General features: G+C 44.1%; 37 protein-coding genes. 5 read left to right on the forward strand and 32 right to left on the reverse strand.

Annotated elements, in window-relative coordinates; translation table 11 throughout:
• Positions 1-181 precede the first annotated feature (181 nt).
• The 3 genes from ispF to H3001_RS01995 are packed head-to-tail and all read right to left on the reverse strand — an operon-like array spanning position 182 to position 1,936.
• Entirely contained in the window at positions 182-661 is a 480-nt protein-coding gene (gene ispF, locus H3001_RS01985) for a 2-C-methyl-D-erythritol 2,4-cyclodiphosphate synthase (protein ID WP_181213954.1), read from the reverse strand.
• Positions 658-1,275, reverse strand: coding sequence for a fumarylacetoacetate hydrolase family protein (locus H3001_RS01990; RefSeq protein ID WP_178245163.1), 618 nt, complete (start codon positions 1,273-1,275; stop codon positions 658-660). The genes ispF and H3001_RS01990 overlap by 4 nt, the downstream gene beginning before the upstream one ends.
• Positions 1,276-1,282: 7 nt before the next feature.
• Positions 1,283-1,936 (reverse strand): redox-sensing transcriptional repressor Rex, encoded by a 654-nt coding sequence (locus H3001_RS01995; RefSeq protein WP_178245161.1) that lies wholly within the window; start codon positions 1,934-1,936, stop codon positions 1,283-1,285.
• A 179-nt stretch (positions 1,937-2,115) separates the two neighbouring features.
• On the opposite strand from H3001_RS01995, the gene H3001_RS02000 reads away from it, so the two are divergent.
• Positions 2,116-2,454 (forward strand): translation initiation factor, encoded by a 339-nt coding sequence (locus H3001_RS02000; RefSeq protein WP_178245159.1) that lies wholly within the window; start codon positions 2,116-2,118, stop codon positions 2,452-2,454.
• A 105-nt stretch (positions 2,455-2,559) separates the two neighbouring features.
• Here H3001_RS02000 and tsf read toward each other — a convergent pair whose 3' ends face one another.
• The 6 genes from tsf to H3001_RS02030 form a co-directional block, all read right to left on the reverse strand.
• Positions 2,560-3,552: a translation elongation factor Ts gene (gene tsf, locus H3001_RS02005; RefSeq protein WP_178245157.1), complete on the reverse strand. Its 993-nt coding sequence runs from the start codon at positions 3,550-3,552 to the stop codon at positions 2,560-2,562.
• A gap of 156 nt (positions 3,553-3,708) precedes the next feature.
• Positions 3,709-4,542, reverse strand: a complete 834-nt coding sequence (rpsB, locus tag H3001_RS02010; protein WP_178245155.1) for a 30S ribosomal protein S2 — start codon at positions 4,540-4,542, stop codon at positions 3,709-3,711.
• A gap of 220 nt (positions 4,543-4,762) precedes the next feature.
• Positions 4,763-5,149, reverse strand: coding sequence for a 30S ribosomal protein S9 (gene rpsI / locus H3001_RS02015; RefSeq protein WP_178245153.1), 387 nt, complete (start codon positions 5,147-5,149; stop codon positions 4,763-4,765).
• Between the two features lie 6 nt (positions 5,150-5,155).
• On the reverse strand, positions 5,156-5,617 hold the full coding sequence (rplM, locus tag H3001_RS02020) for a 50S ribosomal protein L13 (RefSeq protein ID WP_154043086.1): 462 nt from the start codon (positions 5,615-5,617) through the stop codon (positions 5,156-5,158).
• A 299-nt stretch (positions 5,618-5,916) separates the two neighbouring features.
• Positions 5,917-7,965: a protein-disulfide reductase DsbD family protein gene (locus tag H3001_RS02025; protein ID WP_181213955.1), complete on the reverse strand. Its 2,049-nt coding sequence runs from the start codon at positions 7,963-7,965 to the stop codon at positions 5,917-5,919.
• A 71-nt stretch (positions 7,966-8,036) separates the two neighbouring features.
• Entirely contained in the window at positions 8,037-8,213 is a 177-nt protein-coding gene (locus H3001_RS02030) for a DUF4250 domain-containing protein (RefSeq protein ID WP_178245149.1), read from the reverse strand.
• A gap of 650 nt (positions 8,214-8,863) precedes the next feature.
• On the opposite strand from H3001_RS02030, the gene purB reads away from it, so the two are divergent.
• The 4 genes from purB to H3001_RS02050 all read left to right on the forward strand — a co-directional run bounded on the left by purB (position 8,864) and on the right by H3001_RS02050 (position 15,111).
• On the forward strand, positions 8,864-10,210 hold the full coding sequence (purB, locus tag H3001_RS02035) for an adenylosuccinate lyase (RefSeq protein WP_181213987.1): 1,347 nt from the start codon (positions 8,864-8,866) through the stop codon (positions 10,208-10,210).
• A 75-nt stretch (positions 10,211-10,285) separates the two neighbouring features.
• Positions 10,286-11,626, forward strand: coding sequence for a pseudouridine synthase (locus H3001_RS02040; protein WP_178245147.1), 1,341 nt, complete (start codon positions 10,286-10,288; stop codon positions 11,624-11,626).
• A 114-nt stretch (positions 11,627-11,740) separates the two neighbouring features.
• A complete protein-coding gene (gene asnS, locus H3001_RS02045) occupies positions 11,741-13,144 on the forward strand; it encodes an asparagine--tRNA ligase (protein WP_181213956.1) in 1,404 nt (467 codons plus the stop codon).
• A 167-nt stretch (positions 13,145-13,311) separates the two neighbouring features.
• On the forward strand, positions 13,312-15,111 hold the full coding sequence (locus H3001_RS02050; RefSeq protein ID WP_181213957.1) for a MutS family DNA mismatch repair protein: 1,800 nt from the start codon (positions 13,312-13,314) through the stop codon (positions 15,109-15,111).
• A 317-nt stretch (positions 15,112-15,428) separates the two neighbouring features.
• Here H3001_RS02050 and rplQ read toward each other — a convergent pair whose 3' ends face one another.
• From rplQ to rpsC, 23 genes are all read right to left on the reverse strand, one after another.
• Positions 15,429-15,914: a 50S ribosomal protein L17 gene (rplQ, locus tag H3001_RS02055; RefSeq protein WP_178245141.1), complete on the reverse strand. Its 486-nt coding sequence runs from the start codon at positions 15,912-15,914 to the stop codon at positions 15,429-15,431.
• A 3-nt stretch (positions 15,915-15,917) separates the two neighbouring features.
• On the reverse strand, positions 15,918-16,910 hold the full coding sequence (locus tag H3001_RS02060; RefSeq protein WP_178245140.1) for a DNA-directed RNA polymerase subunit alpha: 993 nt from the start codon (positions 16,908-16,910) through the stop codon (positions 15,918-15,920).
• 11 nt (positions 16,911-16,921) lie between these two features.
• Positions 16,922-17,527 carry a 30S ribosomal protein S4 gene (gene rpsD, locus H3001_RS02065; protein ID WP_181213958.1) on the reverse strand — a complete coding sequence of 202 codons (606 nt, stop codon included), beginning with the start codon at positions 17,525-17,527 and terminating at the stop codon, positions 16,922-16,924.
• Between the two features lie 117 nt (positions 17,528-17,644).
• Positions 17,645-18,034 (reverse strand): 30S ribosomal protein S11, encoded by a 390-nt coding sequence (gene rpsK / locus H3001_RS02070; protein WP_007567382.1) that lies wholly within the window; start codon positions 18,032-18,034, stop codon positions 17,645-17,647.
• Positions 18,035-18,045: 11 nt separating this feature from the next.
• Complete coding sequence (gene rpsM, locus H3001_RS02075) at positions 18,046-18,426, reverse strand: 30S ribosomal protein S13 (RefSeq protein ID WP_007559362.1); 381 nt, start codon at positions 18,424-18,426, stop codon at positions 18,046-18,048.
• Between the two features lie 33 nt (positions 18,427-18,459).
• Positions 18,460-18,576, reverse strand: coding sequence for a type B 50S ribosomal protein L36 (ykgO, locus tag H3001_RS02080; RefSeq protein ID WP_002558051.1), 117 nt, complete (start codon positions 18,574-18,576; stop codon positions 18,460-18,462).
• Positions 18,577-18,589: 13 nt separating this feature from the next.
• Positions 18,590-18,808 carry a translation initiation factor IF-1 gene (gene infA / locus H3001_RS02085; protein WP_002558052.1) on the reverse strand — a complete coding sequence of 73 codons (219 nt, stop codon included), beginning with the start codon at positions 18,806-18,808 and terminating at the stop codon, positions 18,590-18,592.
• 1 nt (position 18,809) lies between these two features.
• Entirely contained in the window at positions 18,810-19,607 is a 798-nt protein-coding gene (gene map, locus H3001_RS02090) for a type I methionyl aminopeptidase (RefSeq protein WP_181213959.1), read from the reverse strand.
• Positions 19,608-19,618: 11 nt separating this feature from the next.
• Positions 19,619-20,965, reverse strand: coding sequence for a preprotein translocase subunit SecY (secY, locus tag H3001_RS02095; protein ID WP_181213960.1), 1,347 nt, complete (start codon positions 20,963-20,965; stop codon positions 19,619-19,621).
• Positions 20,966-20,969: 4 nt separating this feature from the next.
• Positions 20,970-21,416, reverse strand: coding sequence for a 50S ribosomal protein L15 (gene rplO, locus H3001_RS02100; protein WP_181213961.1), 447 nt, complete (start codon positions 21,414-21,416; stop codon positions 20,970-20,972).
• 30 nt (positions 21,417-21,446) lie between these two features.
• On the reverse strand, positions 21,447-21,623 hold the full coding sequence (rpmD, locus tag H3001_RS02105; protein WP_181213962.1) for a 50S ribosomal protein L30: 177 nt from the start codon (positions 21,621-21,623) through the stop codon (positions 21,447-21,449).
• 11 nt (positions 21,624-21,634) lie between these two features.
• On the reverse strand, positions 21,635-22,150 hold the full coding sequence (gene rpsE / locus H3001_RS02110; protein WP_007559369.1) for a 30S ribosomal protein S5: 516 nt from the start codon (positions 22,148-22,150) through the stop codon (positions 21,635-21,637).
• A 6-nt stretch (positions 22,151-22,156) separates the two neighbouring features.
• The gene (rplR, locus tag H3001_RS02115) at positions 22,157-22,498 is read right to left on the reverse strand and encodes a 50S ribosomal protein L18 (RefSeq protein ID WP_181213963.1); all 342 of its coding nucleotides are present in this window, start codon (positions 22,496-22,498) and stop codon (positions 22,157-22,159) included.
• A 21-nt stretch (positions 22,499-22,519) separates the two neighbouring features.
• Positions 22,520-23,089: a 50S ribosomal protein L6 gene (gene rplF / locus H3001_RS02120; RefSeq protein ID WP_181213964.1), complete on the reverse strand. Its 570-nt coding sequence runs from the start codon at positions 23,087-23,089 to the stop codon at positions 22,520-22,522.
• A gap of 16 nt (positions 23,090-23,105) precedes the next feature.
• A complete protein-coding gene (gene rpsH, locus H3001_RS02125) occupies positions 23,106-23,501 on the reverse strand; it encodes a 30S ribosomal protein S8 (protein WP_181213965.1) in 396 nt (131 codons plus the stop codon).
• Between the two features lie 57 nt (positions 23,502-23,558).
• Positions 23,559-23,858 (reverse strand): 30S ribosomal protein S14, encoded by a 300-nt coding sequence (rpsN, locus tag H3001_RS02130; protein WP_181213966.1) that lies wholly within the window; start codon positions 23,856-23,858, stop codon positions 23,559-23,561.
• A gap of 6 nt (positions 23,859-23,864) precedes the next feature.
• A complete protein-coding gene (gene rplE, locus H3001_RS02135) occupies positions 23,865-24,422 on the reverse strand; it encodes a 50S ribosomal protein L5 (RefSeq protein ID WP_181213967.1) in 558 nt (185 codons plus the stop codon).
• Positions 24,422-24,745, reverse strand: a complete 324-nt coding sequence (gene rplX / locus H3001_RS02140; protein WP_007559376.1) for a 50S ribosomal protein L24 — start codon at positions 24,743-24,745, stop codon at positions 24,422-24,424. Before rplX ends, rplE begins: the two co-directional genes overlap by 1 nt.
• Before the next feature lie 20 nt (positions 24,746-24,765).
• Complete coding sequence (gene rplN / locus H3001_RS02145) at positions 24,766-25,131, reverse strand: 50S ribosomal protein L14 (RefSeq protein WP_181213968.1); 366 nt, start codon at positions 25,129-25,131, stop codon at positions 24,766-24,768.
• 2 nt (positions 25,132-25,133) lie between these two features.
• Positions 25,134-25,391, reverse strand: coding sequence for a 30S ribosomal protein S17 (rpsQ, locus tag H3001_RS02150; RefSeq protein ID WP_040312450.1), 258 nt, complete (start codon positions 25,389-25,391; stop codon positions 25,134-25,136).
• A gap of 11 nt (positions 25,392-25,402) precedes the next feature.
• Positions 25,403-25,597, reverse strand: a complete 195-nt coding sequence (gene rpmC / locus H3001_RS02155) for a 50S ribosomal protein L29 (protein ID WP_007559379.1) — start codon at positions 25,595-25,597, stop codon at positions 25,403-25,405.
• Positions 25,598-25,602: 5 nt separating this feature from the next.
• Positions 25,603-26,034, reverse strand: a complete 432-nt coding sequence (gene rplP / locus H3001_RS02160; protein WP_007567356.1) for a 50S ribosomal protein L16 — start codon at positions 26,032-26,034, stop codon at positions 25,603-25,605.
• A gap of 21 nt (positions 26,035-26,055) precedes the next feature.
• Positions 26,056-26,787 carry a 30S ribosomal protein S3 gene (rpsC, locus tag H3001_RS02165; RefSeq protein WP_007559382.1) on the reverse strand — a complete coding sequence of 244 codons (732 nt, stop codon included), beginning with the start codon at positions 26,785-26,787 and terminating at the stop codon, positions 26,056-26,058.
• Positions 26,788-26,793: the final 6 nt, after the last annotated feature.

Below are 26,793 nucleotides of genomic sequence, written 5' to 3' on the forward strand. Positions count from 1 at the left end.
TTTGTACAAACTACTAAAAAGTCTAAAAAGTGTACTTATATCGCTGAAATACAATGGGTAACCATTTTAATAAAGAGTGCTGTTCCGACTTATTTTTTTACATTTATGTGAGTATCCTGAACAAAAAAGGCTTTTCTGATACCCTAAAATCTATCAGAAAAGCCCATTATCAATGTCGGAATCAATCCCGTTCAATCAGCACTGTCGCATAGGCAGAGATACCTTCTTCCCTGCCCGTGAAACCCAGTTTCTCGGTTGTGGTAGCCTTGATGGAAACCTCATCTGAATCGATTCCCATCACTTCGGCCAGCACCTGCTGCATCTCCGGAATCCGTGCTTTCAGCTTCGGACGCTCGGCACAGACCGTTGCATCAATATTCCCTATCCGGTAACCTTTGCCTGCCAGCAAATCCACCGTTTTGGCAAGCAGAATCTTGCTGTCTATATTCTTGTATTCTCCGGCATTGTCCGGAAAATGATAACCGATGTCGCGCATATTGGCAGCCCCCAGGAGCGCGTCGCAAATCGCATGTATCAGCACGTCGGCATCCGAATGGCCGAGCAATCCCTTCTCGTGTTCCAAGCGGATTCCTCCCAGCCACAACTCGCGTCCCTCCACCAGCTGGTGAACGTCAAATCCAAAACCTACCCGTATCTTCATCGTATATAAAAATCTAAGACTTTTTCATTTTCCAAATATCCCTCCAGGTGATTGCCGATCTTCACCGGTCCGACTCCGGCAGGAGTTCCGGTAAACAGCAGGTCACCGATTTTCAGTGTGCAGAACTGGCTCACGTAGGCGATTACCCGGTCGATGTGAAACAGCATATCCGCGGTATTTCCCTGCTGTACGGTTACCCCGTCAATGTCCAGATGGAAACCCACGCGCTGGATATCCTCGAAACGGCTTACCGGTATCCAGTCGCCCACAGCCGCCGAATTATCAAAGCCCTTGCACAGTTCCCACGGTTTGCCTTCCGCACGGAACTTCCGCTGCAGGTCACGCGCCGTAAAGTCGATACCCACCGTTACCGCATCGTAATAGCGGTGTGCGAAGCGCTCGGAAATATTCTTTCCCAAGCGGTTAATACGTACTACCAGTTCCGTCTCATAATCCAACTGCTCACAGAAATCAGGGATAAAAAACGGCTTTCCGTCCTTCAGCAATGCCGAATCGGGCTTCATGAAAATCACCGGTTCCTGCGGCAGTGCCTCTTCTGCATGCAACTCCTTGCAATGCAACGGATAATTCATTCCTATCGCAATTATTTTCATACAACAACTATTTCTTGATTGCTTCGTTCAAGCGGTTAAACATTACAGCCAAATGAGCGTACAATGAGGTATTCTGCACCACAATCCCTTCAGGGACCCGAATCCGGAAAGGAGTAAAGTTCCATACGGCCCGGATTCCTCCGGCCACCATCTTATCCGTGATTTCCTGTGCAATGGCAATCGGCACGGTAAGCACCCCGATTCTGACCTGATCCTGCTGCATACGGGCCTCAAATTCGTCGGTATGATACACCGGGATACCGTTGACAGTCTTGCCTACCAGTTCCGGCTTTACATCGAAAGCCCCCACGATTTCCAGGCCGAAATGCGAAAGTCCGGAGTCACTGAGCAAAGCCCCTCCCAGGCTTCCCACCCCAAACAGATAAGCCCGATGAATGTTGGTAAATCCCAGAAAATCCTCAAGCACCCGGACCAGTTGCGCCGTCTCATATCCCACACGCGTACGGCCAGAGATATTTACATACGACAGATCCTTGGCAATCTGCGACGCGTCAATATTAATCTGCTTCGAGATCTGAGTAGAAGAAACATACTTCTCTCCCCTTTCTCTCATCAGCTTTGCATTCGAGAGATACCAGGGAAGCCTACGTAAAGTGGGTTCGGGTATTTTATCTGTATTTCTAAGGTTTTTTCCTGCCATTTCTGCCAATAATTGTTTCTTCTTTATATGCAAAAGTAATCTATTTATTTGAAAAAAATAAACGATGGAAGAAATATTTACGGGCTGATTTAAGGGCCTGTATCATAGAGCGGAAATTTGCGTATTGCAAAATAATGGCGTAAATTTGAGCCTCATTCAACCATAAACAAAGCTGAACAATGAAAAATAATGATTGGAAAAGCCGCCTGAACATCGTATACTCCACCAACCCCGATTTCCGCTACGAAGAGGAGGAGAAAGAAGAGGTGGCAACGCCCGAGAAACGGCAGCAGAAACTGAGAGTCAGTATCGAGAAGAAAGGAAGAGGAGGAAAAACCGTGACGGTAGTGAGCGGTTTCACCGGAAGTGAAGACAACCTGAAGGAACTGGGAAAACTGCTGAAGACCAAATGCGGAGTAGGCGGTTCGGTAAAAGACGGAGACATCCTGATTCAGGGAGAATTCCGCCAGCGGATCATCGACCTCCTGAAAGAAGAAGGATACAGCCAGACCAAATAAATGACTGCCAGTCAGACAACGTCGGGAATACCCGCCATAATAACGCAAAACAGGCTGCGCCGGAAGGCACAGCCTGTTTCTATATCAGTATCTCTGAGTATCTGATTATTCAGCACGCAAAGTGAAACGCTTGAAGTCAGTTACAGTCAGTTCTGCATCAGCAGCCTTCAATACTTCAGCAACTGTCTTCTTCGGATCCATAATGCTTTCCTGGTTCAACAGACAAACTTCCTTGAAGAATTTGCCCAAACGACCTTTAGCAATGTTCTGGATCATCTGTTCCGGCAAGTTAGCGCTCTTTTCAGCAGCTACAGTTTCCTTGATCTTGCGGATTTCATCAGCCTGAGCTTCAGTGATAGAACCCTTCATGATACCTTCGTTCAGGTGTTCTTCGTTTTCAGCGATATACAGGTTGAAGCCGGCTTTCTTCAATGCAGCTTCTACAGCCTTCTGTACCTGTTCTGCTTTTGTCTTTTCGATAGCTACGTTGATTTCGTTTTCCTTTACAGATTCAGGAACACCTGCTTCGTCGATAGCGATCGGGTTCATAGCAGCGATCTGCATACAGATTTCGTGTGCAACCTGGTCAGCGCAAGGCTTGTTGAATGCAACAATTGTACACAACTGGTTCTTATTCTGGTGGTTGTAAACTGCAGTGCAAGCACCTGAAACAAAGAAGTAACCGTCGAGTTCAGTCTTTTCACCAGTGATACCGCTGCGTTCAACGATAGCATCAGCGATTGTACCGCTACCCATAGGCAATGCTTTTACTTCATCCAGGTTCTGACATTTGTTAGCGATAGCAGCATCCAGGATAGCCTGAGTCAGAGCTACGAAATCAGCGTTCTTAGCAACGAAGTCAGTTTCACACTTCAAAGCGATCATAGCAGCATAATCACCTGTTGACTTAGCCAATACACAACCTTCTGAAGTTTCACGGTCAGAACGTTTTGCAGCTACTGCCTGTCCTTTTTTACGGATAATTTCCACTGCCTTGTCGAAATCGCCTTCTGATTCAGTCAAAGCATTCTTACAGTCCATCATACCAGCTCCAGTCATTTTACGAAGCTTGGTGATATCAGCCATACTTACAGCCATAGTAAATTTCTTTTTTATCAGGTTAATAAATCAATATTCAAAAATAACAAAAGAAACGCAGATTCCTACAGATTTCAGCAGATATTCTTACGAAAAAAATCTGCGGTGAAAATCTGCATGAATCCGCGTTCCATTATGCCCGATTAATCCAAATGATTAAGCTTCTTCCTTGTCGATGAAAGCGGCAGCCTTAGCAGCATTGATGGCATCTTCTTCTGCCTTATCCATGCGAGCCTTAGTAGTTTTTTTCTTGGCAGCCTTAGGAGCGTTTTCGCCAGCAGCTTCCATATCTACTTTTTCAGCCTTTCTTTCTTCCAAACCTTCTGCCATAGCAGCGCAGCAAGCATCCAGGATAACTTCTACAGATTTTGTAGCGTCATCGTTAGCCGGGATTACGTAGTCTACGTTTGTAGGATCTGAGTTAGTATCTACGATTGCAAATACAGGAATACCCAGACGGTTAGCTTCGCGAACTGCGATGTTTTCCTTCAATACGTCGATTACGAACAATGCAGACGGCAGACGAGTCAGGTCAGCGATAGAACCGAGGTTCTTTTCCAGTTTAGCACGCTGACGAGAGATCTGAAGGATTTCTCTCTTTGACAGGTTTGAGTAAGTACCATCGTTAGTCAGCTTATCGATAGTAGCCATTTTCTTCACAGCCTTACGGATAGTAGGGAAGTTAGTCAGCATACCGCCCGGCCAACGTTCAATTACATAAGGCATATTTACAGAAGCAGCTTTCTCAGCTACTACCTGCTTAGCTTGTTTCTTAGTAGCAACGAACAGGATTTTCTTTCCTGATTTTGCGATCTGCTTCAAAGCTTCAGCAGCTTCTTCCACTTTTACAACGGTTTTGTTCAGGTCGATGATATGGATACCGTTGCGTTCCATAAAAATATAAGGAGCCATTGCAGGGTTCCACTTTCTCTTCAAGTGTCCGAAGTGGCAACCAGCCTCCAATAATGTATCAAAATTTACTCTTGACATTGTTTTAATCTTTAAATCGTTTACTTTCTTTTTTGTTAATTAAACCAACTATCAGGTAGTCATTCTGCAACCGCGGCAGAAAAAAGTCCCGATGGTTTAGATACTAAACGCTTTTCGTTTTAAGTTTTTGAGTTTCTAAGTTTCGAGTCAGTTGCAAGTTTCAGCGTGACCGATTACTTTACACAAACTTACCAACTTAAAAACTAACAAACTCAAAAGCTTAACGTTTACTGAACTGGAATCTACGACGAGCTTTCGGACGTCCCGGTTTCTTACGTTCCACAGTACGTGGGTCACGAGTCATGAAACCTTCAGCACGAAGAGTCTTCTTGTCTTCCGGATTGATTTTAACCAGTGCACGGGCGATAGCCAGACGCAGAGCCTGAGACTGACCAGTGAATCCACCGCCACACAAGTTAACTTTAATATCATATTTTTCAGCCACTTCCAATTTGTTCAACGGCTGTTTAACTACATACTGCAGGATAGTTGATGGAAAGTACTGTGCAAGGTCTCTCTTGTTAATAGTAATCTTTCCTGTACCTTCGCTTACGAAAACGCGTGCGATAGCGCTTTTACGTCTGCCTAATGCATTTACTACTTCCATTCTTTATTATTTAAGTGTGTTAATATCAATTACTTTCGGAGTCTGAGCCTCGTGTTTGTGTTCAGCACCTTCGTAAACATACAAGTTACCCAGCAATTTTGCTCCCAGACGGTTCTTAGGAAGCATACCCTTAACGACTTTCTTCATCAGTTTTTCAGCGCCGTTAGGTTTTGCCATCAAGCGGGCAGGAGTGATTTCACGCTGTCCACCTGGATAACCAGTGTAGCTCAGGTAAACTTTGTCATTCCACTTGTTACCTGTAAATTTCACTTTGTCAGCATTGATAATGATCACATTATCACCGCAGTCTACGTGAGGAGTAAAGTTTGGTTTGTACTTACCTCTCAACAACTTTGCAACTTTTGCACCGAGACGGCCTACAACCTGATCGGTAGCATCAACTACAACCCATTCTTTTGTTGCAGTTTCCTTGTTTGCAGAAATGGTCTTGTAACTTAAAGTATCCACTCTTAATTCTTTTTTAAAATGTTAACTACTAAAAAACAATTCCCTAGCTTCCGTACTTCCCGGACAAAGAAGACGCGGAAATTTCGGGCTTTTTTCACTATTTGATAATAATCGGCTTGCAAAGGTACAACATTTCTTTTTAATCAACAAAGGATTTTATTGATTTTTGACATAATCTGTTGAACGACTGATAGTCTTACACAGCAGACGTGCGGACCTGCCGCCGGAAAGAAGCTCCGACACGGCAAATCCGCACGTCATATACAGGCGGAGAAACCGCCTGCTATCCGGAAGATGGATTATTTCTTGTAATTCTTCAAGCCGGTTTCAAGGAAGTCTACATACTTGGCGATGTCTTCGTCGTATGCATACGACTTGTTCAACGGTTTTCCTTCGTTGTCGAGCAATACGTAGAACGGCTGTGCGTTGGCACCGAACTTAGAGCGCTGCAGGTAGCTCCACTTGTCGCCTACGGTACGCAAGGTACGTTCCGAACCGTTTTCTACAATCTTGATCGGTTCGGGCAACTTGGTCTTTTCGTCTACATACAGAGTAATCAGTACATAGTCTTCATTCAGCAGTTTGCCTACTTTCGGATCGGTCCATACGGCCAGCTCCATCTTACGGCAGTTCACACAACCGTATCCGGTAAAGTCAATCATCACCGGCTTGCCGTTCTGACGGGCATATTCCATACCGGCATCGTAGTCGGTAAACTTGGCGTGAACTTCGTTCTTATAAAGGTTGAAATCCTGAGTCTGCATTGGCGGAGCAAATGCACTGACAGCCTTCAGAGGAGCTCCCCAAAGACCCGGAATCATATAAACCGCAAAGGCCAGGGAAATCAGGGCCATGAAGAAACGGGTAACGCCTACCTTATCATTATCGTCGTCGTGGGCGAATTTGATTTTACCCAGCAGATAAAGTCCGAGCAGACCGAAGATGATGATCCAGAGTGACAGGAAGGCTTCGCGGTCGAGGATACCCCAACCATAGGCCAGGTCGGCTACCGACAGGAACTTGAGGGCAAACGCCAGTTCCAGGAAGCCCAGGGTAACCTTGATGACGTTCATCCAGCCACCTGATTTCGGCATTGACTTCAGCCATGACGGGAACATGGCAAACAGGGTAAACGGCAATGCCAGTGCGATGGCAAATCCCAGCATTCCGATAGCCGGAGCAATTACACTGCCTGTAGTCGATACTTCCACGAGCAGGAAACCGATGATCGGACCGGTACAAGAGAAAGATACCAGTGACAGGGTAAAGGCCATCAGGAAGATACTCAACAGACCGGTAGTCTGTTCGGCCTTGCTGTCAACGGCGTTGCTCCACTTCGAGGGCAGGGTAATCTCGAACGCTCCGAAGAAAGAAGCGGCAAAGACCACCAGCATCAGGAAGAAGAAGATGTTGAAGATGGCATTGGTAGACAATGCGTTCAGGGCACTTGCACCGAAAATCAGTGTCACAGCCAGTCCCAGTGCCACATAAATAACTACGATAGAAGCACCGTATGTCCAGGCGTCACGGATTCCTTTTTTCTTATCCTTTGTACGTTTCAGGAAGAAGCTGACCGTCATCGGGATAATCGGCCACACACAAGGAGTAAACAGTGCCAGCAGACCGCCCACGAAACCGGTGAAGAAGATATAGATCCAAGAATGAGAATCCTGTTCTACATGTTCTCCAAAGTTGTTCAGCTCACCGATCACCGGAGCCCAGTAATCCTTGGCACCGGCTGCAGCCTGAGGAGCAGCCACTGAATCCGTCTGAGCCGGAAGTTCTTCTACTACAACCACCTGTTCCTGTACATCACCGGCCTTTACTTCAGCCGCTGTTTTCTCGGCTACCGCACCGGCCGCTTTCACCGGAGCAGCCCCACCCTTCTGGGCAACAGTTCCGCTGTAGGAGAAGTCCACACTGGTAGGAGGCAGACAGCTCTGGTCGTCGCAGGCTCCATACTGCAGATAACCGGTTACCTTATAGTCACCGCCGGTCAGTTTGACTTTCTGCACGAATTTCACTGAGCCTTCGAAGAAACGGACCATCATTTCGAAAACCGGGTCCATCACTTCCACTTCGTTGCCGACAGCCTTCAGTTCTCCTACGACTTCAGCACCTTTGATCTCATCAATATTAAATGTGGCTGAGGTAGGTCCTCCATCTCCCAGATTGGTAGAATATACGTGCCAGCCATCGTCAATTGTTCCGGAAAAGACAATTTCAGCCTCGGTAGACGAAATTTCCTTCCATTCGGTTTTAAACTTGATCGGATTCTGCATCTGGGCCAGAACCGGTAAGCACAATAGGGCCATGAACAGCCAACTAATTACAATTTTCTTTACCATGGTATTCTTGTTTTTTCTATTTTTATTCTGATGCCTTAGTGTCAACACAAGAAGAATTCTCTCTAAAAGCGTTACCAGAAACGGTTTTGAGACTGGTCGTATTCAAATCCCACTGCTTTCAGTGTATCCAGCAAACTCTCTTTTTTAACATTCAAATCTTCACACAACTCATCGAGTGAAGAGTAACAATCTCTCAGTTTCATGTTTACAAAACTGAACAACATCATCGGATCTTTTGGTAATTCCATTGTTTTTATCGTTTTTTCGGCTGCAAATATACGAATTTTATATTTTCGGACGACTTACTTGAAGAGTTTCAGGCTAAAATATTTGTAAAAAGGCAGAAAATACCGGAGATCCGGTCCGGGGAAAGGGTAATTATCACTAAGACAAGGGATAGGAAGTGCTCTGATTAACGGAATACAGCCGTCGCAAAGCCGGATGTCAACGACTGCCAGAAGCCTTCAAAAAGAGGGCATCGGACGGATATACTGACGGCCGAAAAACAGATTACGGAAAGGAGGCGCACAGAAAAAGAAAAATCCCGGAAAAGACGGAAGTGCAAGTGCTGAAACATGGCGGGTTTTTCCCAAAAGGTGGCGGCCTTTCAGAAAAAGCCCGCAGGGAAATGCCACACGCATAATGAAAGAAAACACACAAGACAACGGCCGGTTACCCAAGCCCTGCCCGTTACCTGGAAAACAGAAGCTGAAAGAAGGTCAAAAACAATGAAAATCATCACAATCGGGCACAAAACAGTCGCCGTTTGCAATGCCAAAGACAAATAAATGCTAAACTTTTCTGTACTAGCGCCATTTACTGAAGAAAAAGAATTAAATTTGCACTCCTAAATCAATGATCATTAATTTCAGATTCTAAAATATTTTTATAAAACATGATGGAGCTTGATTTACTCACAGCGATCTCACCGATTGACGGTCGATACAGAGGCAAAGCAGGAGCTTTGGCTGCTTATTTTTCTGAATACGCGCTGATTAAATACCGCGTGCAGGTAGAAATTGAATACTTCATTACCCTGTGTGAACTGCCCTTGCCGCAGTTAAAGGATTTTGATTCCAGCCGCTTTGAGGCATTGCGTAACATCTACCGCAATTTTTCAGAGAAGGATGCACAGCGTATCAAAGAAATTGAGAGTGTTACTAACCACGACGTGAAGGCTGTTGAGTATTTCATCAAGGAAGAGTTCGACAAACTGGGAGGTCTGGAGGCTTACAAGGAATTTATCCACTTCGGACTGACATCACAGGATATCAACAACACTTCAGTGCCTTTGTCTATCAAGGAAGCGCTGGAAGAGGTGTATTATCCGCAAATCCAGAAGCTGATTGACCAGCTGACAGCCTATGCTGAAGAATGGAAGGATATCCCGATGCTGGCAAAGACTCACGGACAGCCGGCCTCTCCTACCCGTCTGGGAAAAGAAATCATGGTATTCGCTTACCGTCTGAACAGACAGCTGGCTGCGCTGAAGGCTTGTCCGATTACTGCCAAGTTCGGTGGTGCTACCGGTAACTACAACGCACACCACGTGGCTTATCCGGAATTCGACTGGAAGGCATTCGGTAACCGTTTCGTAGCTGAGAAACTGGGACTGGAGCGTGAGGAATACACGACTCAGATTTCCAACTACGACAACCTGGGAGCTATCTTCGATGCCATGAAGCGTATCAATACCATCATGATTGACATGAACCGTGACTTCTGGCAGTATATCTCCATGGAATACTTCAAGCAGAAGATCAAAGCCGGTGAGGTTGGTTCAAGTGCCATGCCGCACAAGGTGAACCCGATTGACTTTGAGAATGCAGAAGGAAATCTGGGTATGGCCAACGCAATCCTGGAGCACCTGTCAAGCAAACTGCCGGTTTCTCGTCTGCAGCGCGACCTGACCGACTCTACGGTGCTGCGTAACGTGGGTGTTCCGTTCGGACACATCATCATCGCCATCCAGAGCTCACTCAAGGGACTGGGCAAGCTCCTGCTGAACGAGCACAAGATTTATGAGGATCTTGACAACTGCTGGAGCGTAGTGGCAGAAGCCATCCAGACAATTCTGCGCCGTGAGGCTTATCCGCATCCATACGAAGCACTGAAGGCATTGACCCGCACCAACCAGGCCATCAATGAAAGTTCTATCAAGGAATTCATTGAGACATTGAATGTGAGTGAAGAGATCAAGAAGGAGCTGCGTGCCATCACACCGCACAACTATACGGGTATGTAATTGAAACAAACTTTAAAAAAACTGATATAATTCTGCCCGAGAGGGTACATTTACTAATTCATTAAATTTAATTTTATGACAGAAAAAGAAAACAGACAAAATGGCGAATTCAGCCAGTCTGGCCGAGACGGTTACAAATCTTACAACAAATACAGCCGTAATGAGGGAGGAAACAATTATGGACGGCGTCCGCGTTTCAACAATGCAGAGGGCGGAGAGCGTCCGTACCGTTCTTCTTACAACCCGAACTTCAACAACGGCGGAAACGGTGAACAGCGTCCGTATCGTCCGCGCTTCAACAACAACAATGGCGGACAGGGTGAAGGAGGTTATCGTCAGCAGCGTCCGTACCGTCCTGCATACGGCAACAAGCAGGAAGGAGGAGAACGCCAGGGATATAATCCGCGTTTCAACAATAACAATGGCGGACGTCCGCAGCGCCCGTACACTCCGCGCTTCAACAACAACGAAGAAGGCGGTGAAGCACGTAGATTCCGTCCGCGCTTCAACAACAATGGCGGACAGGGTGAAGGAGGATATCGCCAGCAGCGTCCCCGTTACAACAATGGCGGACAGCAGGGTGGTTATGGCAACCGCCAGCAGGGAGGCTATCGTCCTCGTACGGCCGACTATAATCCGAATGCGAAATACAGCATGAAGAAGCAGATCGAATATAAGGATGTGCTTACTGATCCGGATGAACCGATTCGTCTGAACAAGTTTCTGGCAAATGCCGGTATCTGCTCACGCCGTGAGGCGGATGAGTTTATCACCGCAGGGGTAATCTCTGTAAACGGTGAGGTGGTAACAGAACTGGGAACCAAGGTGAAGCGTACGGATGAAGTGAAGTTCCACGATCAGCCGGTAAGCATCGAGCGTAAGGTATACGTGTTGCTGAACAAGCCGAAGGACTGTGTAACGACATCGGATGACCCGCAGGAACGCAAGACGGTAATGGATTACGTAAAAGGTGCCTGCAAGGAGCGTATCTACCCGGTAGGTCGTCTGGACAGAAACACTACAGGTGTATTGCTGCTGACCAACGACGGTGACCTGGCTTCGAAACTGACACACCCGAAATTCTTGAAGAAGAAAATCTATCACGTATATTGTGACAAGAACGTGACGAAAGCGGACCTGGACCAGATTGTATCGGGTATCACACTGGACGACGGAGAAATCCACGCAGATGCGGTAAGCTATGCATCGGATACCGACAAGTCGCAGGTGGGTATTGAAATTCACTCTGGAAAGAACCGTATCGTACGCCGTATCTTCGAATCGCTGGGATACCGTGTCATCAAGCTCGACCGTGTATATTTTGCGGGACTGACCAAGAAGGGACTTCGCCGCGGTGACTGGCGTTACCTGACAGAACAGGAAGTAAACATCCTCCGCATGGGGTCTTTTGAATAAATAGATTTTTAATACTGTGCAATAACGTTACAGGCACGGTACACCTTTCAGGGATGACGGCGGAAGACCGGACCGGAAAAGTGGACCGTGCTTGTACTATAAAAAGAAAGAAAAATGGAAACAATTCGTAGAACAAAAATTGTTGACTTGCTGAAACGCCGTGATTTCGGTGCGATGGTCAATGTAAAAGGTTGGGTACGTACCCGCCGCGGTAGCAAACAGGTAAACTTTATCGCCCTGAATGACGGTTCTACTATAAATAATGTGCAGATTGTAGTCGACCTGGCCAACTTCGACGAGGAACTGCTGAAGCAGATTACTACCGGAGCATGTATCAGCGTAAACGGTGAGCTGGTAGAATCGGTAGGTGCCGGACAGGCTGCCGAAATTCAGGCACGTGAAATGGTGGTGCTGGGTACTTGCGACAACACGTATCCGCTGCAGAAGAAGGGACACTCTATGGAGTTCCTGCGTGAGATCGCTCACCTGCGTCCGCGTACAAACACTTTCGGTGCAGTGTTCCGTATCCGTCACAACATGGCTATCGCCATCCACAAGTTCTTCCACGACCGTGGCTTCTTCTATTTCCATACTCCGCTGATCACAGCTTCCGACTGTGAAGGTGCCGGACAGATGTTCCAGGTGACTACCATGAACCTGTACGATCTGAAGAAGGATGAAAACGGTTCTATTATTTATGACAACGATTTCTTTGGAAAGCAGGCCAGTCTGACGGTATCCGGACAGCTGGAAGGAGAATTGGCTGCAACGGCACTGGGAGCCATCTATACGTTCGGTCCTACTTTCCGTGCAGAAAACTCAAATACTCCGCGTCACCTGGCTGAGTTCTGGATGATTGAACCTGAAGTGGCTTTCAACGACATCAATGACAACATGGACCTGGCAGAGGAGTTCATCAAGTTCTGTGTACAGTGGGCTCTCGACAACTGCTATGACGATGTGAAGTTCCTGAACGATATGTTCGACAAGGGACTGATCGAACGTCTGCAGGGAGTACTGAAGGAATCGTTCGTACGCTTGCCTTATACAGAGGGTATCAAGATCCTGGAAGAGGCTGTTGCCAACGGACACAAGTTCGAATTCCCGGTTTACTGGGGAGTTGACCTGGCTTCAGAACACGAACGCTTCCTGGTTGAAGAGCACTTCAAGCGTCCGGTAATCCTGACCGACTATCCGAAGGAAATCAAGGCTTTCTATATGAAGCAGAACGAAGACGGCAAGACGGTTCGCGCCATGGACGTATTGTTCCCGAAGATTGGAGAAATCATCGGTGGTTCAGAGCGTGAGGCCGACTACGACAAGCTGCTGACTCGTATTCAGGAACTGAATATTCCGATGAAGGATATGTGGTGGTACCTGGATACCCGTAAGTACGGTTCTTGTCCTCATTCAGGATTCGGACTGGGATTCGAACGCCTGCTGCTGTTCGTTACCGGTATGGCTAACATCCGTGACGTCATCCCGTTCCCGCGTACACCGCGCAACGCTGAATTCTAACCGGTGACTGAGTAACCGGAAGTGATATAATCCGCCTTCTTGCCTTTTCGTAATGTACAGGACAAGATGGCGGATTTTTGTTTTTATGCAACAGAATGATACGCTGATAAGCTTTCGGACGGGCCGAATGGTTTATCGGCTGAATCATATACTTAAAAAGAAAACACATGGAAAATGCAAAGGAATGGTACCGTAACAGAATCGCATCGGGGGAAGCGGAGTTACGGGCAATCAAAGAGAAAATCACCCGCATCAGTTGGTTGAGGGTACTGGCGTTTCTACTGCTCATCGGAGCGGTGGTCTACCTGAGAAAGGAGGAGAACTGGATGATTGTGCTGGGCGCGGGAGTGTTCTTCCTGCCGTTTTTGTGGCTGATGAAAGTGCATAACCGGCTGTTCAACCGGAAGGAGTGGCTGGAAATGCAGCTGGACATCAACCGCAAGGAATGGCAAGGACTGGAAAACGATTACTCGGGATTTGACGGAGGAAAAGAGTTTATCGATCCGGAGCATCCGTATGCCTTCGACATCGACCTTTTCGGGGAGAAATCGCTTTTTCAGGCTATCAACCGTACGTGTACAAGCATCGGAAAGCGTACGCTGGCAGCGTGGCTGATGAAGCATCTTACGGATAAGGAGGCTATCGAGCGTCGTCAGGAAGGGGTGAAAGATGTATCGGAGAGAAGGGAGTTCTGCGAGCGGTTTCAACTGACCGGACTCATTCATGAATGCAAGGATACGGATATTCAGGAGATTGGGAAGTGGATGGAACAGGCTGGATGGATGAAACGGTATCCGTGGGTAAAGGCGGTTTGCTGGGCCGTTCCGGGCATCAATCTGGTGCTGCTCATCCTGGGAGTTGCCGGAATCATCTCCCTGACATGGGTGGGATTTTCATTCATGGGATTTGTCATCATCAGTTTCGGTATCATCCGGCGTGCGACTTCGGTACAGGAGGAGTACAACCGGAAGTTGAAGGTATTAAGCTGTTACGCGCAATTAATCGCTCTGAGCGAACGCCAGGAGTGGAAGGCGGAAATGATCAGGGAATGGATGAAAGCGCTGAAAATCGACGGAAAATCGCCTTCTGAGGCATTACAGGAGCTTTCGAAAGAGCTGGACCGGATGGACCTGCGGAACAATCAGTTGTTGTATGTCATCCTGGAAGGCAGTGTCTTCTTCCAGCTCCATCAGATTGTACGGATCGAGGGATGGAAACAGAAATACGGAAGGTATCTGGCAGGATGGCTGGAGACTGTGGGACGGATGGATGCGCTCTGTTCACTGGGGGTCTTCGCCTTTAATCATCCCGGATATCAGTATCCGGTTATCTCGCCGGAGCCCTTCTGCCTGAAGGCACGGAACATGGGCCACCCGCTGATGAAGGAAACGCAGTGTGTGAAGAATGATGTGGAGATTCCGGTGAAACCTTTCTTCCTCATCGTTACAGGGGCAAATATGGCTGGGAAAAGTACGTATCTGAGGACCATAGGTACGAACTATCTGCTGGCATGTAATGGCCTTCCTGTGTGTTGTGAATCGATGGAAGTGTATCCGGCGGAATTGGTAACCAGCCTACGGACCTCTGACTCGCTCAGTGAGAATGAATCGTATTTCTTCGCGGAACTGAAGCGGTTGAAAAGAATCATTGACTGGCTGAATGAAGGCAGGGAACTGTTCATCATATTGGATGAGATCTTGAAGGGAACCAATTCTACCGACAAACAGAAGGGTTCATTCGACTTGATGAAGCAGTTAATCGGCCTGAAGGCAAACGGCATCATAGCCACGCACGACCTGTTGTTGGGGGAACTGGTCAATCAGTTTCCGGAGCACATCGCCAACTACTGCTTTGAGGCGGATATCCGGAACGACGAATTGAGTTTCTCCTACAAGTTGCGAAAGGGGATCGCGCAGAACATGAATGCCTGCTTCCTGATGAGAAAGATGGGAATCACCATCGAATAAGTCGCATCAGACAATAATAATCACAATGCTGCGAAGGTGTGCAGACAAAACGTCACCGGCAGTGCGGATATCAGTACCGCTGAAACGACAGTTAGCATAAAACAATGGCGACTGCCACTATAAAAGTGTATATAGTGCAGCCGCCATTGTTTTATGCAGAGGTGTAGCCCACATATCACCCGTCAAAATGCAGGCTTCACCATCCATACTTGATTAGAGCAGACATGCCGAAACACAAGGGCAAGGATATGTAAGCATACAGGAACAAAAAAAGCCGGACTAAATGTCCGGCTTTTAATATATAGTATCTTACAGAATTATTCAGCTTTAGGGGCTTCCTCTGTAGTAGCTTCTGTAGCTTCAGCAGGTGCTTCAGTTGCAGCAGCAGATTTCTTAGAACGACGAGTACGAGTAGCTTTCTTAGCAGCTGACTTAGCCATGTTCTCATTGTAATCAACCAGTTCGATGAAACACATTTCTGCGTTATCACCCAAACGGTGACCAGTCTTGATGATACGAGTGTAACCACCCGGACGATCTGCAACCTTTACAGAGATTTCTTTGAACAGTTCAGTTACAGCGAATTTGTCTTGCAAGTTGCTAAATACAACACGACGTGAGTTAGTTGTGTCTTCTTTAGACTTAGTAATCAGAGGCTCAACGAACTTTTTCAAAGCTTTAGCCTTCGCAACAGTCGTAGTGATTCTTTTGTGCTTGATCAAAGAACATGCCATGTTTGACAACATTGCGTTTCTGTGAGAAGCAGTACGACCTAAATGGTTGAATTTTTTATTATGTCTCATTTGTTATTCTTTATCTAATTTATATTTAGAAATATCTGTTCCAAACGACAGATTCAGACTCTCGAGCAAATCATCAAGCTCAGTGAGCGATTTCTTACCGAAGTTACGGAATTTGAGCAGGTCTGTTTTGTTGAACTGTACCAAGTCGCCCAATGTTTCCACATCTGCAGCTTTCAAGCAGTTCAATGCACGTACTGACAAATCCATATCAACCAACTTGGTCTTCAGCAACTGACGCATGTGCAATACTTCTTCATCGAATTCTTCATTTCCGTCAACATCAGAAGTTTCCAGAGTAATCTTTTCATCAGAGAAAAGCATGAAGTGATAAATCAATATTTTAGCAGCTTCCTTCAGCGCATCCTTCGGGTGAATGGAACCGTCCGTCGTAATTTCCAGCACCAACTTTTCATAGTCAGTCTTCTGTTCTACACGGTAGTTTTCAACCGCATATTTTACATTACGAATCGGAGTATAAATAGAATCGATAGGAATTACATTCACATCGGTGCAGTATTCACGGTTTTCGTCAGCCGGAACATAACCGCGTCCTTTGTTGATTGTAAGATCTATCTGCATAGTTGCTTTTGAATCTAAATGGCAAATAACTAATTCAGGATTTAACACTTCAAATCCGGTCAAATACTTACCAATATCACCTGCCTTAAATTCAGTAGAATTCTCAACGGTAATGCTTACCTTTTCATTTTCGAATTCCTCAACTATTTGCTTGAACCGAACTTGCTTCAGATTCAAGATAATGTTAGTGACATCTTCCTTTACACCTGGTACAGTTGCAAATTCATGCTCAACGCCTTCGATATGAAGTGTATTGATAGCATAGCCTTCCAGAGAAGAGAGAAGAATACGGCGTAAAGCATTACCTACGGTAATACCGAAACCGGGTTCAAGCGGACGGAATTCGAATTTTCCGAATTTGGAATCCGCTTCCAACATTAATACTTTATCAGGTTTTTGAAATGCTAATATCGCCATGAAATTAATTATTATTTAGAGTACAATTCAACGATCAAGTGTTCTTTAATGTTTTCAGGAATGTCTGCTCTTTCTGGCTTGTGCAACAGTTTACCTGTCTTAGAGTTTTCATCCCATTCCAACCAAGGATATTTGCTGTGATTGAATCCAGCCAAAGAGTTAGCAACAACTTCCAAAGACTTAGATCTTTCACGAACACCTACCAACTGACCCGGCTTTACTGAGTATGAAGGGATGTTTACCACTTCACCGTCAACAGTAATATGTTTGTGGCCTACCAACTGACGAGCAGCGGCACGAGTAGGAGCGATACCCAAACGGAACACTACGTTGTCAAGACGACATTCAAGGCTCTGCAACAAGATTTCACCGGTAATACCGTTCATGCTTGCAGCCTTTTCAAACAAGTTACGGAACTGTTTTTCCAAAACTCCGTAAGTATATTTTGCTTTCTGCTTTTCAGCCAGCATGACACCGTACTCAGATGTTTTTCTGCGACGAGTATTTCCATGCTGTCCAGGAGGATAGTTTTTCTTAGACAAAACTTTATCTGCTCCAAAGATTGCTTCACCGAATTTACGTGCAATTCTAGTTTTTGGTCCAGTATATCTAGCCATTTTCTTTTCTAATTTAATTGTTATTAATGAACTCAATTTGTTGCAGCCGCGATTACAGAAAGGAATTGCAATCCATTTATTAACAAATTCAAGTTACATCTAAATAGGTTATCTTTATTATACTCTTCTTCTTTTCGGAGGACGACAACCGTTGTGAGGCAATGGAGTTACGTCGATGATTTCAGTAACTTCAATTCCTGCTCCGTGTACTGTTCTGATAGCAGACTCACGTCCGTTACCTGGACCTTTCACGTAAGCTTTCACCTTTCTCAGGCCAAGGTCGTACGCTACTTTAGCGCAATCCTGGGCAGCCATCTGAGCTGCATAAGGAGTGTTCTTCTTAGAACCTCTAAATCCCATCTTACCTGCAGAAGACCAAGAAATAATCTGGCCTTCGCTGTTTGCCAAAGAAACGATAATGTTATTGAATGAAGAATGAACATGCAACTGTCCATTAGCATCAACCTTTACATTTCTTTTTTTAGCTGCGACTGTTTTTTTTGCCATATTAACAATTATTATTTAGTAGCTTTTTTCTTATTTGCAACTGTTTTCTTTCTTCCCTTACGTGTACGAGCATTGTTCTTTGTGCTCTGACCTCTTACGGGCAGACCCAAACGGTGACGAACACCACGATAGCAACCAATATCCATTAATCGCTTAATGTTCAATTGGATTTCTGAACGAAGATCACCTTCTACTTTATATTCAGCACCAATAATCTCACGGATCTTAGCAGCCTGATCATCAGTCCAATCCTTTACTTTCAAATCACGGTCTACACCCGCTTTGTCCAAAATTTTTGCTGAACTACTGCGTCCGATACCATATACGTATGTCAACGCAATCTCACCTCTCTTGTTCTGAGGCAAATCTACACCAACTATTCTTATAGCCATATACTAAATTATTTTTTTTGCAAAAATAATAAATTATCCTTGACGTTGTTTATACTTAGGATTTTTCTTGTTAATAACATACAAACGGCCATTACGTCTTACGATCTTACATTCCGGCGTACGTTTCTTTAATGATGCTCTTACTTTCATATCTTATTTCTTTTTATTTGTATCTAAAAACGATTCTTCCTTTGGACAAGTCATAAGGTGACATCTCTACCCTAACCTTATCACCCGGTAATATTTTAATGTAATGCATTCTCATCTTGCCGGAAATATGAGCGGTAATCTCATGTCCGTTTTCCAGCTCTACACGAAACATTGCGTTTGACAATGCTTCTACAATTACTCCATCTTGCTCTATTGCTGATTGCTTCGCCATATTAAATTGCTTTATCTCCTAAAACTTGTTCTATAAATTCAAACGATGATAAAATATCTGCCTTATCCAAACCGATTGCGACTGTGTGTTCGAAGTGAGCCGCACATTTCCGGTCTCTTGTCCGGATTGTCCAATTGTCACTCTCCATTACAATCTGCCGGTTGCCTAACGTAATCATAGGTTCTATCGCGATACACATTCCTTTTTTCAACAGCACTCCAGTGCCTCTTCTACCATAGTTGGGAACTTGCGGATCTTCATGCATATCTTTTCCGATTCCATGACCGACAAACTCCCGGACTACTCCGTAGGAATGCGATTCACAATGCTGCTCGATAGCAAATCCGATATCACCGATACGCTTTCCGTGAACAGCGTTTTCAATCCCTTTATACAAAGCCTCCTTTGTCGTTTTCAAAAGTGCCTTAATCTCCGGTTCCACCTCCCCGACACAGAATGTATAAGCAGAATCTCCACAAAATCCATTCATGTAAGTGCCGCAGTCGACTGAAACGATATCACCCTCTTTCAAAGGAATATCATTGGGAATTCCATGAACGACCTGGTCATTGACCGAAGTACATAAGGTTCCCGGAAACGGAGCCCCATAAGGATTTGGAAAGCCCTTAAAGGTAGGGATTGCACCATGATCTCTTATAAACTCTTCAGCAACTTTATCAAGTTGACGGGTTGTAACCCCAGGCTGAATTAATTTAGCAACTTCAGCCAGAGTTTTCCCCACAAGGAGATTACTCTGACGAAGCAGCTCTATTTCATCATCTGTCTTAAGAAATATCATTATAACTCCCTTTAATAAGCAGCTACATTACCTGAGCGTCCCTTGATTCTACCAGAGCTCAACAGACCATCGTAATGACGCATTAACAAATGGCTTTCAACCTGCTGGAGTGTATCAAGAACCACACCCACGAGAATCAACAAAGAAGTTCCACCAAAGAACTGGGCAAACTCGGCCTGCACTCCAAATACTCCGGCAAAAGCTGGCAAGATGGCTACAATAGCCAAGAAGATAGATCCAGGCAATGTAATGCGAGACATGATTGTATCAATGTAGTCTGCAGTACTCTTTCCCGGCTTGATACCCGGTATGAAACCGTTGTTTCGTTTCATATCTTCAGCCATCTGTGTCGGATTGATTGTAATAGCTGTATAGAACCAAGTAAATACAATAATCAGGATTGCAAATACCAAATTATACCAGAAACTGGTATGATCTATAAATGCCCGTGCAAAATTACTTGCCGATTCAGTATTAGAGAATCCAACAATAGTAATTGGAATAAACATGATAGCCTGTGCAAAAATAATCGGCATTACGTTTGCAGCATTTACCTTCAAAGGAATATACTGTCTAGCACCACCATACTGCTTGTTTCCTACAATGCGTTTAGCATATTGTACGGGAACCTTACGAACACCCTGTACCAAAAGAATGGCCGCTGCAATTACCAGGATCAGCATGACAATTTCAAGCAAGAACATGACAATACCACCGGCGCCCGGAGAAGCAAGACGTGAAACGAATTCACCTGAGAAAGCCTGCGGAAGACGTGCGATAATACCGACCATGATGATCAGAGAAATACCGTTTCCGATACCTTTATCAGTAATTCTTTCTCCAAGCCACAAGATGAACATACTTCCAGCTGCTAAGATGATGGTAGAAGTAATAATAAAGAAAGTCCAATCTAATGAAGCATTAAGCGCAGCACTTGCTTGCATCTTTAAGTTGATCAGATAAGAAGGAGCCTGGAATATCAAAATGAATATGGTCAGGATACGAGTATACTGATTAATTTTCCGACGTCCACTTTCACCCTCGCGCTGAAGTTTCTGGAAGTAAGGAACTGCGATAGCCAACAACTGAATCACGATGGATGCAGAGATGTAAGGCATGATTCCCAATGCAAAAATAGAAGCATTAGAAAAAGCTCCACCAGAGAACATATTCAACAAGGCAAGAAGACCTTCACTTGTTTGTTCATGCAACTGCGACAACTTGGCAGGATTGATACCTGGAAGAACCACGTATGATCCAAACCGGTAAATTGCAACAAACAATATAGTAATGAGGATCCGCTGTCTCAGATCCTCAATATTCCATATATTCTTTAATGTTTCAATAGATTTTCTCATTGAATCAGAGTTTTACTGCATTACCACCAGCGGCTTCGATTGCAGCTACTGCGCTCTTAGAGAAAGCATTTGCTTCCACATCAAGCTTAGTAGTTAAACTACCGTTACCAAGAACTTTCACTAACTGGTTAGAAGAAATGAAACCAGCCTCAATCAACTCATTGATACCTACCTTAGACAGATTCTTAGCTTCAGCTAATTTCTGAATAGTATCCAAGTTAATTGCTTTGTATTCAACACGGTTGATATTCTTGAAACCAAATTTCGGAACACGACGTTGAAGAGGCATCTGTCCGCCTTCAAAACCAATCTTCTTAGAATAACCAGATCTTGATTTTGCTCCTTTATGTCCTCTTGTAGAAGTACCACCCAAACCTGAACCGGCACCACGACCAACTCTTTTTCTAGTCTTGACAGATCCTTCTGCGGGACGTAAATTATTTAAATTCATATTGTAAGAATCTTTATTATTAACAATATATTACTTAACGATTGCAACCAGGTGCTTAACCTTTTCAACCATACCCAGAATCGAAGGAGTTGCTTCGTGTTCAACCACACGATTCAATTTACGAAGTCCCAGTGCGTCCAGTGTTCTCTTCTGGTCAGCAGGAGCACCAATTCTACTTTTTACTTGCTTAATCTTAATAGTTGACATGCTTAACCTCCTTATCCTCTAAATACTTTATCCAAACTTACACCTCTGTTCTGAGCTACCATGCGAGCATCTCTCATTTCGCTCAAAGCCAGAATAGTAGCCTTAACCAAGTTGTGCGGATTTGATGAACCTTTTGACTTAGCCAAAACGTCAGTTACACCCACACTTTCCAGAACGGCACGCATAGCACCACCAGCTACCACTCCAGTACCGGTAGAAGCAGGCTTAATAAACACTTCTGCACCACCGAATTTAGCTGACTGTTCGTGAGGAACAGTACCTTTCAGAACCGGAACGCGAGTTAAGTTCTTCTTAGCAGCTTCAACACCTTTAGCGATAGCTGCAGTAACTTCACCAGCTTTTCCCAATCCCCAACCGATGATACCATCTTCGTTACCAACTACTACAATAGCAGAAAAACTGAAAGTTCTACCACCTTTTGTAACCTTAGTAACACGATTGATTGCAACCAATCTATCCTTCAACTCTATATCGTTAGTGATCTTGACTCTATTATTAACTGCCATAATTCATTAAAATTTAAGTCCACCGTTACGAGCAGCATCAGCTACTTCTTTTACTCTCCCATGATACAAGTAACCATTACGGTCGAATACGACAGTCGTAATACCAGCTTCCTGAGCCTTCTTAGCGATCAGTTCACCAACTTTAGCAGCCTGTTCCTTCTTAGGCATTGTTTCCATACCCAGAGAAGATGCGGCAACCAATGTTTTACCGCTCAAATCATCGATAATCTGAACATAGATCTGCTTGTTACTTCTAAACACACTCATACGCGGACGTTCAGCTGTACCTGAAATCTTATTGCGTACTCTATATTTGATCTTGATTCGTCTTTCTATTTTTGTTGTCATAATTATACGATTTTAAGTGAATTATTTAGCGCCAGCTGACTTACCAGACTTTCTACGAATTTCTTCACCAACAAACTTAATACCTTTTCCTTTATAAGGTTCAGGCTTACGGAAAGAACGTATTTTTGAACAAACTTGACCAAGCAGCTGTTTGTCACAAGATTCCAATATAATAAGAGGGTTCTTATTTCTTTCTGATTTAGTTTCAACCTTGATTTCTGGAGGCAACTGCATAAAGATATTATGAGTATAACCCAGAGCAAAATCAATGATGTTACCATTATTAGAGGCACGGTAACCAACACCGACCAATTCGAGTTCTTTCTTGTAACCTTCAGAAACACCTACAACCATGTTGTTGATCAAAGCACGATACAAACCATGGAATGCATGACGCTGTTTCAGGTTATCAAGCATAGCGTCTTCATTTTCTTTCAACACTACATGTCCATCTGCAACTTCTACAGTAATAGCAGGATTTACAAACTGGCTCAACTCACCTTTTGGACCTTTCACATTCACTACATTGTCCTTCAGAGTAACTGTTACTCCAGCAGGAATACTAATGGGCAATTTACCTATTCTTGACATTGATTATCCTCCTACATTAATATACATAGCAAAGAACTTCACCACCGATCTTCAGTTCAGCAGCTTCTTTGTTAGTCATCACACCTTTGGAAGTAGATATAATAGCAATACCTAATCCGTTAATAACTCTCGGCATGTCTTTGTAGCCAGTATACTTACGCATACCTGGAGTAGATACTCTTTCAAGTTTCTTAATAGCGTTAACTTTGTTAACAGCATCGTACTTCAAAGCAACTTTGATAGTACCCTGAGGACCATCTTCTACAAATTTGTAGTTCAGGATGTAACCTTTGTCAAACAGGATCTTTGTAATTTCCTTTTTCAGGTTTGAAGCAGGTACTTCCACAACTCTGTGCTTAGCACTAATTGCATTTCTCAATCTTGTGAGATAATCTGCGATTGGATCTGTCATAAAAAATAATTGTTAAATTAATCAGGACTACCCTGACAATATTTAATAATAAAAAAATTACCAGCTTGCTTTCTTAACGCCCGGAATTAAACCATTTGAAGCCATTTCACGGAACTGAATACGTGAAATGCCAAACTGACGCATATATCCTTTTGGACGACCAGTCAGTTTGCAACGGTTGTGCAAACGGATAGGATTGGCATTTTTAGGAAGAGCCTGCAATTTCTGAGCTGCTTCAAAAGCTTCTGCAGGATCACCTGTGTTAACAATCTTCTTCAACGCTGCACGTTTCTCAGCATATTTGGCTACCAGTTTGGCTCTTCTGACTTCGCGAGCCTTCATTGATTCTTTTGCCATATCTTATCAATCTTTTTTAGCGTTTTTAAACGGTAAACCGAATTCCTTCAACAAAGCATAACCTTCTTCGTCTGTCTGAGCAGAAGTTACAAAGGTAATATTCATTCCGAGAATTTTAGTAATACTATCGATATTAATTTCAGGGAAGATAATCTGTTCCTGAACACCCAAAGTATAGTTACCTCTTCCGTCGAACTTGCTTTCGATACCTTTGAAGTCACGGATACGCGGCAAAGCCACACGAACCAATTTTTCAAGGAACTCATACATTCTTTCACGACGCAAAGTTACCATGACACCAATTGGCATTTTCTTACGCAACTTGAAGTTTGCGATATCTTTACGAGAAACAGTGGCAACAGCTTTCTGTCCAGTAATTGCTGTTAACTCATTAATAGCTACATCAATAATCTTCTTATCAGCAACAGCCATACCCAATCCCTGATTGATTACAATCTTCTTCAGAACTGGAATCTGCATAGATGAAGTATACTGGAACTGATTCTTCAATGCCGGAGCGATACGCTCAGCATATTCTTTCTTAAGGCTAGCAGTATTACTCATTATTTAATCTCCTCTCCTGATTTTTTAGCATAACGAACAAATGTTCTTCCATCAGAACTTTCTCTTCTACCTACACGTGTCGGCTTTCCTGTTTTAGGATCTACCGGGTTCAAGTTAGAGATGTGAATAGGAGCTTCCTGCTTCACAATACCACCCTGAGGATTTTTAGCGTTAGGTTTGGTACTTTTAGATACCATATTGATACCTTCTACCAATGCACGTCCTTCTTTAACGAGAACTTTCAACACGCGGCCAGTTTTACCCTTATCTTCACCAGAGTTTACGTAAACTGTATCGCCTTTTTTAATATGTAATTTACTCATTACTTAAATCTTTTACAAAATTAAAGTACTTCAGGTGCAAGTGAAACCACTTTCATATTTGCATTACGCAACTCTCTTGCAACCGGGCCAAAAATACGACTTCCTCTAATTTCACCTGCGTTGTTCAGCAACACGCAAGCATTGTCATCAAAACGAATGTAAGAACCATCAGCACGACGGATTTCTTTCTTAGTACGTACGATCAGGGCCTTTGATACTGCACCTTTTTTAACATCACTTGAGGGGATAACACTCTTAATTGAAACAACAATTACATCCCCTACAGAGGCGTAACGTCTCTTTGTACCGCCTAATACGCGGATACAAAGAGCTTCTTTAGCACCACTGTTGTCACATACTGTAAGTCTGGATTCTGCTTGTATCATAATTACTTAGCTCTTTCGATAATTTCAATCAATCTCCATCTCTTAGTTTTACTCAAAGGACGAGTTTCCATAATGCGAACTGTATCACCGATCTGGCATTCGTTCTTTTCGTCATGAGCGTGGTATTTTTTCGTTTTAGAAACGAATTTACCGTAAATAGGGTGTTTTTCCTTAAACTTAGCAGCAACAGTAATGGTCTTATCCATTTTATTGCTAACTACAACACCAGTTCTTTCTTTTCTTAAATTTCTAGCTTCCATGAGGACCATTATTATTTGTTAAGTTCTCTCTGACGCAATTCTGCTTTCATACGCGCAATAGTTCTGCGTAATTTCTTGATCTGTGCAGGATTTTCCAGCGGAGAGATCGAATGATTCAAAACCATTTGATTATAATTGGCAACTTCAGTCTGAATTCTTTCTGCCAATTCGTTGGTAGCTATTTCTCTAATTTCTGCAATCTTCATATCAATTAAGCATTTTGACTTGCGTCGTAATCACGTCTAACAATAAACTTAGTAGTAACAGGCAGTTTCTGAGCTGCAAGACGCAGAGCTTCTTTTGCCACATCGAAAGATACACCTTCCACTTCGATCAAAATACGACCCGGAGTTACAGGAGCTACGAAACCTTCTGGAGAACCTTTACCCTTACCCATACGTACGTCAGCAGGCTTACGAGTAATTGGTTTATCAGGGAATATACGAATCCAGATTTGACCCTGACGCTGCATATATCTTGTCACAGCAATACGGGCTGCCTCAATCTGACGTCCAGTAATCCATTTAGTCTGAAGAGATTTGATACCGAAAGTACCAAAAGCCAACTGATGTCCTCTCTGGGCGTTACCTTTTGCGCTACCTTTCTGCTGTCTTCTGAATTTTGTCTTTTTCGGTTGTAACATAATTCCTAAAATTCAAATTCGTTAGCGATTGTTGTTTTTCTTTCTGCGGAAATTCTTTCCACCATTGTTTCCGTTTCCACCACGGTTATTTTCTTTACTCTGAGTAAAGTTAGGAGCCAATTCACGTTTTCCGTAAACCTCACCACGGCAAATCCATACCTTGATACCGAGCAAACCAACCTTTGTCAAAGCTTCTGCATGACAGTAGTCGATGTCAGCACGGAAAGTATGCAACGGTGTACGTCCTTCCTTATACATTTCAGAGCGAGCCATTTCAGCACCATTCAAACGTCCTGAGATCAGTACCTTGATACCCTCAGCGCCCATACGCATTGTATTGGCGATAGCCATTTTAATGGCACGACGGTAAGCGATTTTACCTTCAACCTGGCGAGCAATGTTATTAGCAACGATCACAGCGTCGAGTTCCGGTCTCTTAACTTCGAAGATATTAATCTGGATATCCTTGTCGGTGATCTTCTTCAACTCTTCTTTCAACTTATCAACTTCCTGACCACCTTTACCAATGATAATTCCTGGGCGAGCAGTGCAAACAGTGATTGTAACCAATTTCAGAGTACGCTCAATAACGATTCTTGAAACGCTGGCTTTTGCAAGTCTGGCATTCAGATATTTACGAATTTTGCTGTCTTCCAACAAAGCGTCACCATAATTCTTGCCACCGTACCAGTTAGAATCCCATCCTCTGATAATTCCTAAACGGTTGCTTATCGGATTAACTTTCTGTCCCATCTAATC

This window comes from Phocaeicola faecicola (genome assembly GCF_013618865.1).
GTDB lineage: Bacteria > Bacteroidota > Bacteroidia > Bacteroidales > Bacteroidaceae > Phocaeicola > Phocaeicola faecicola.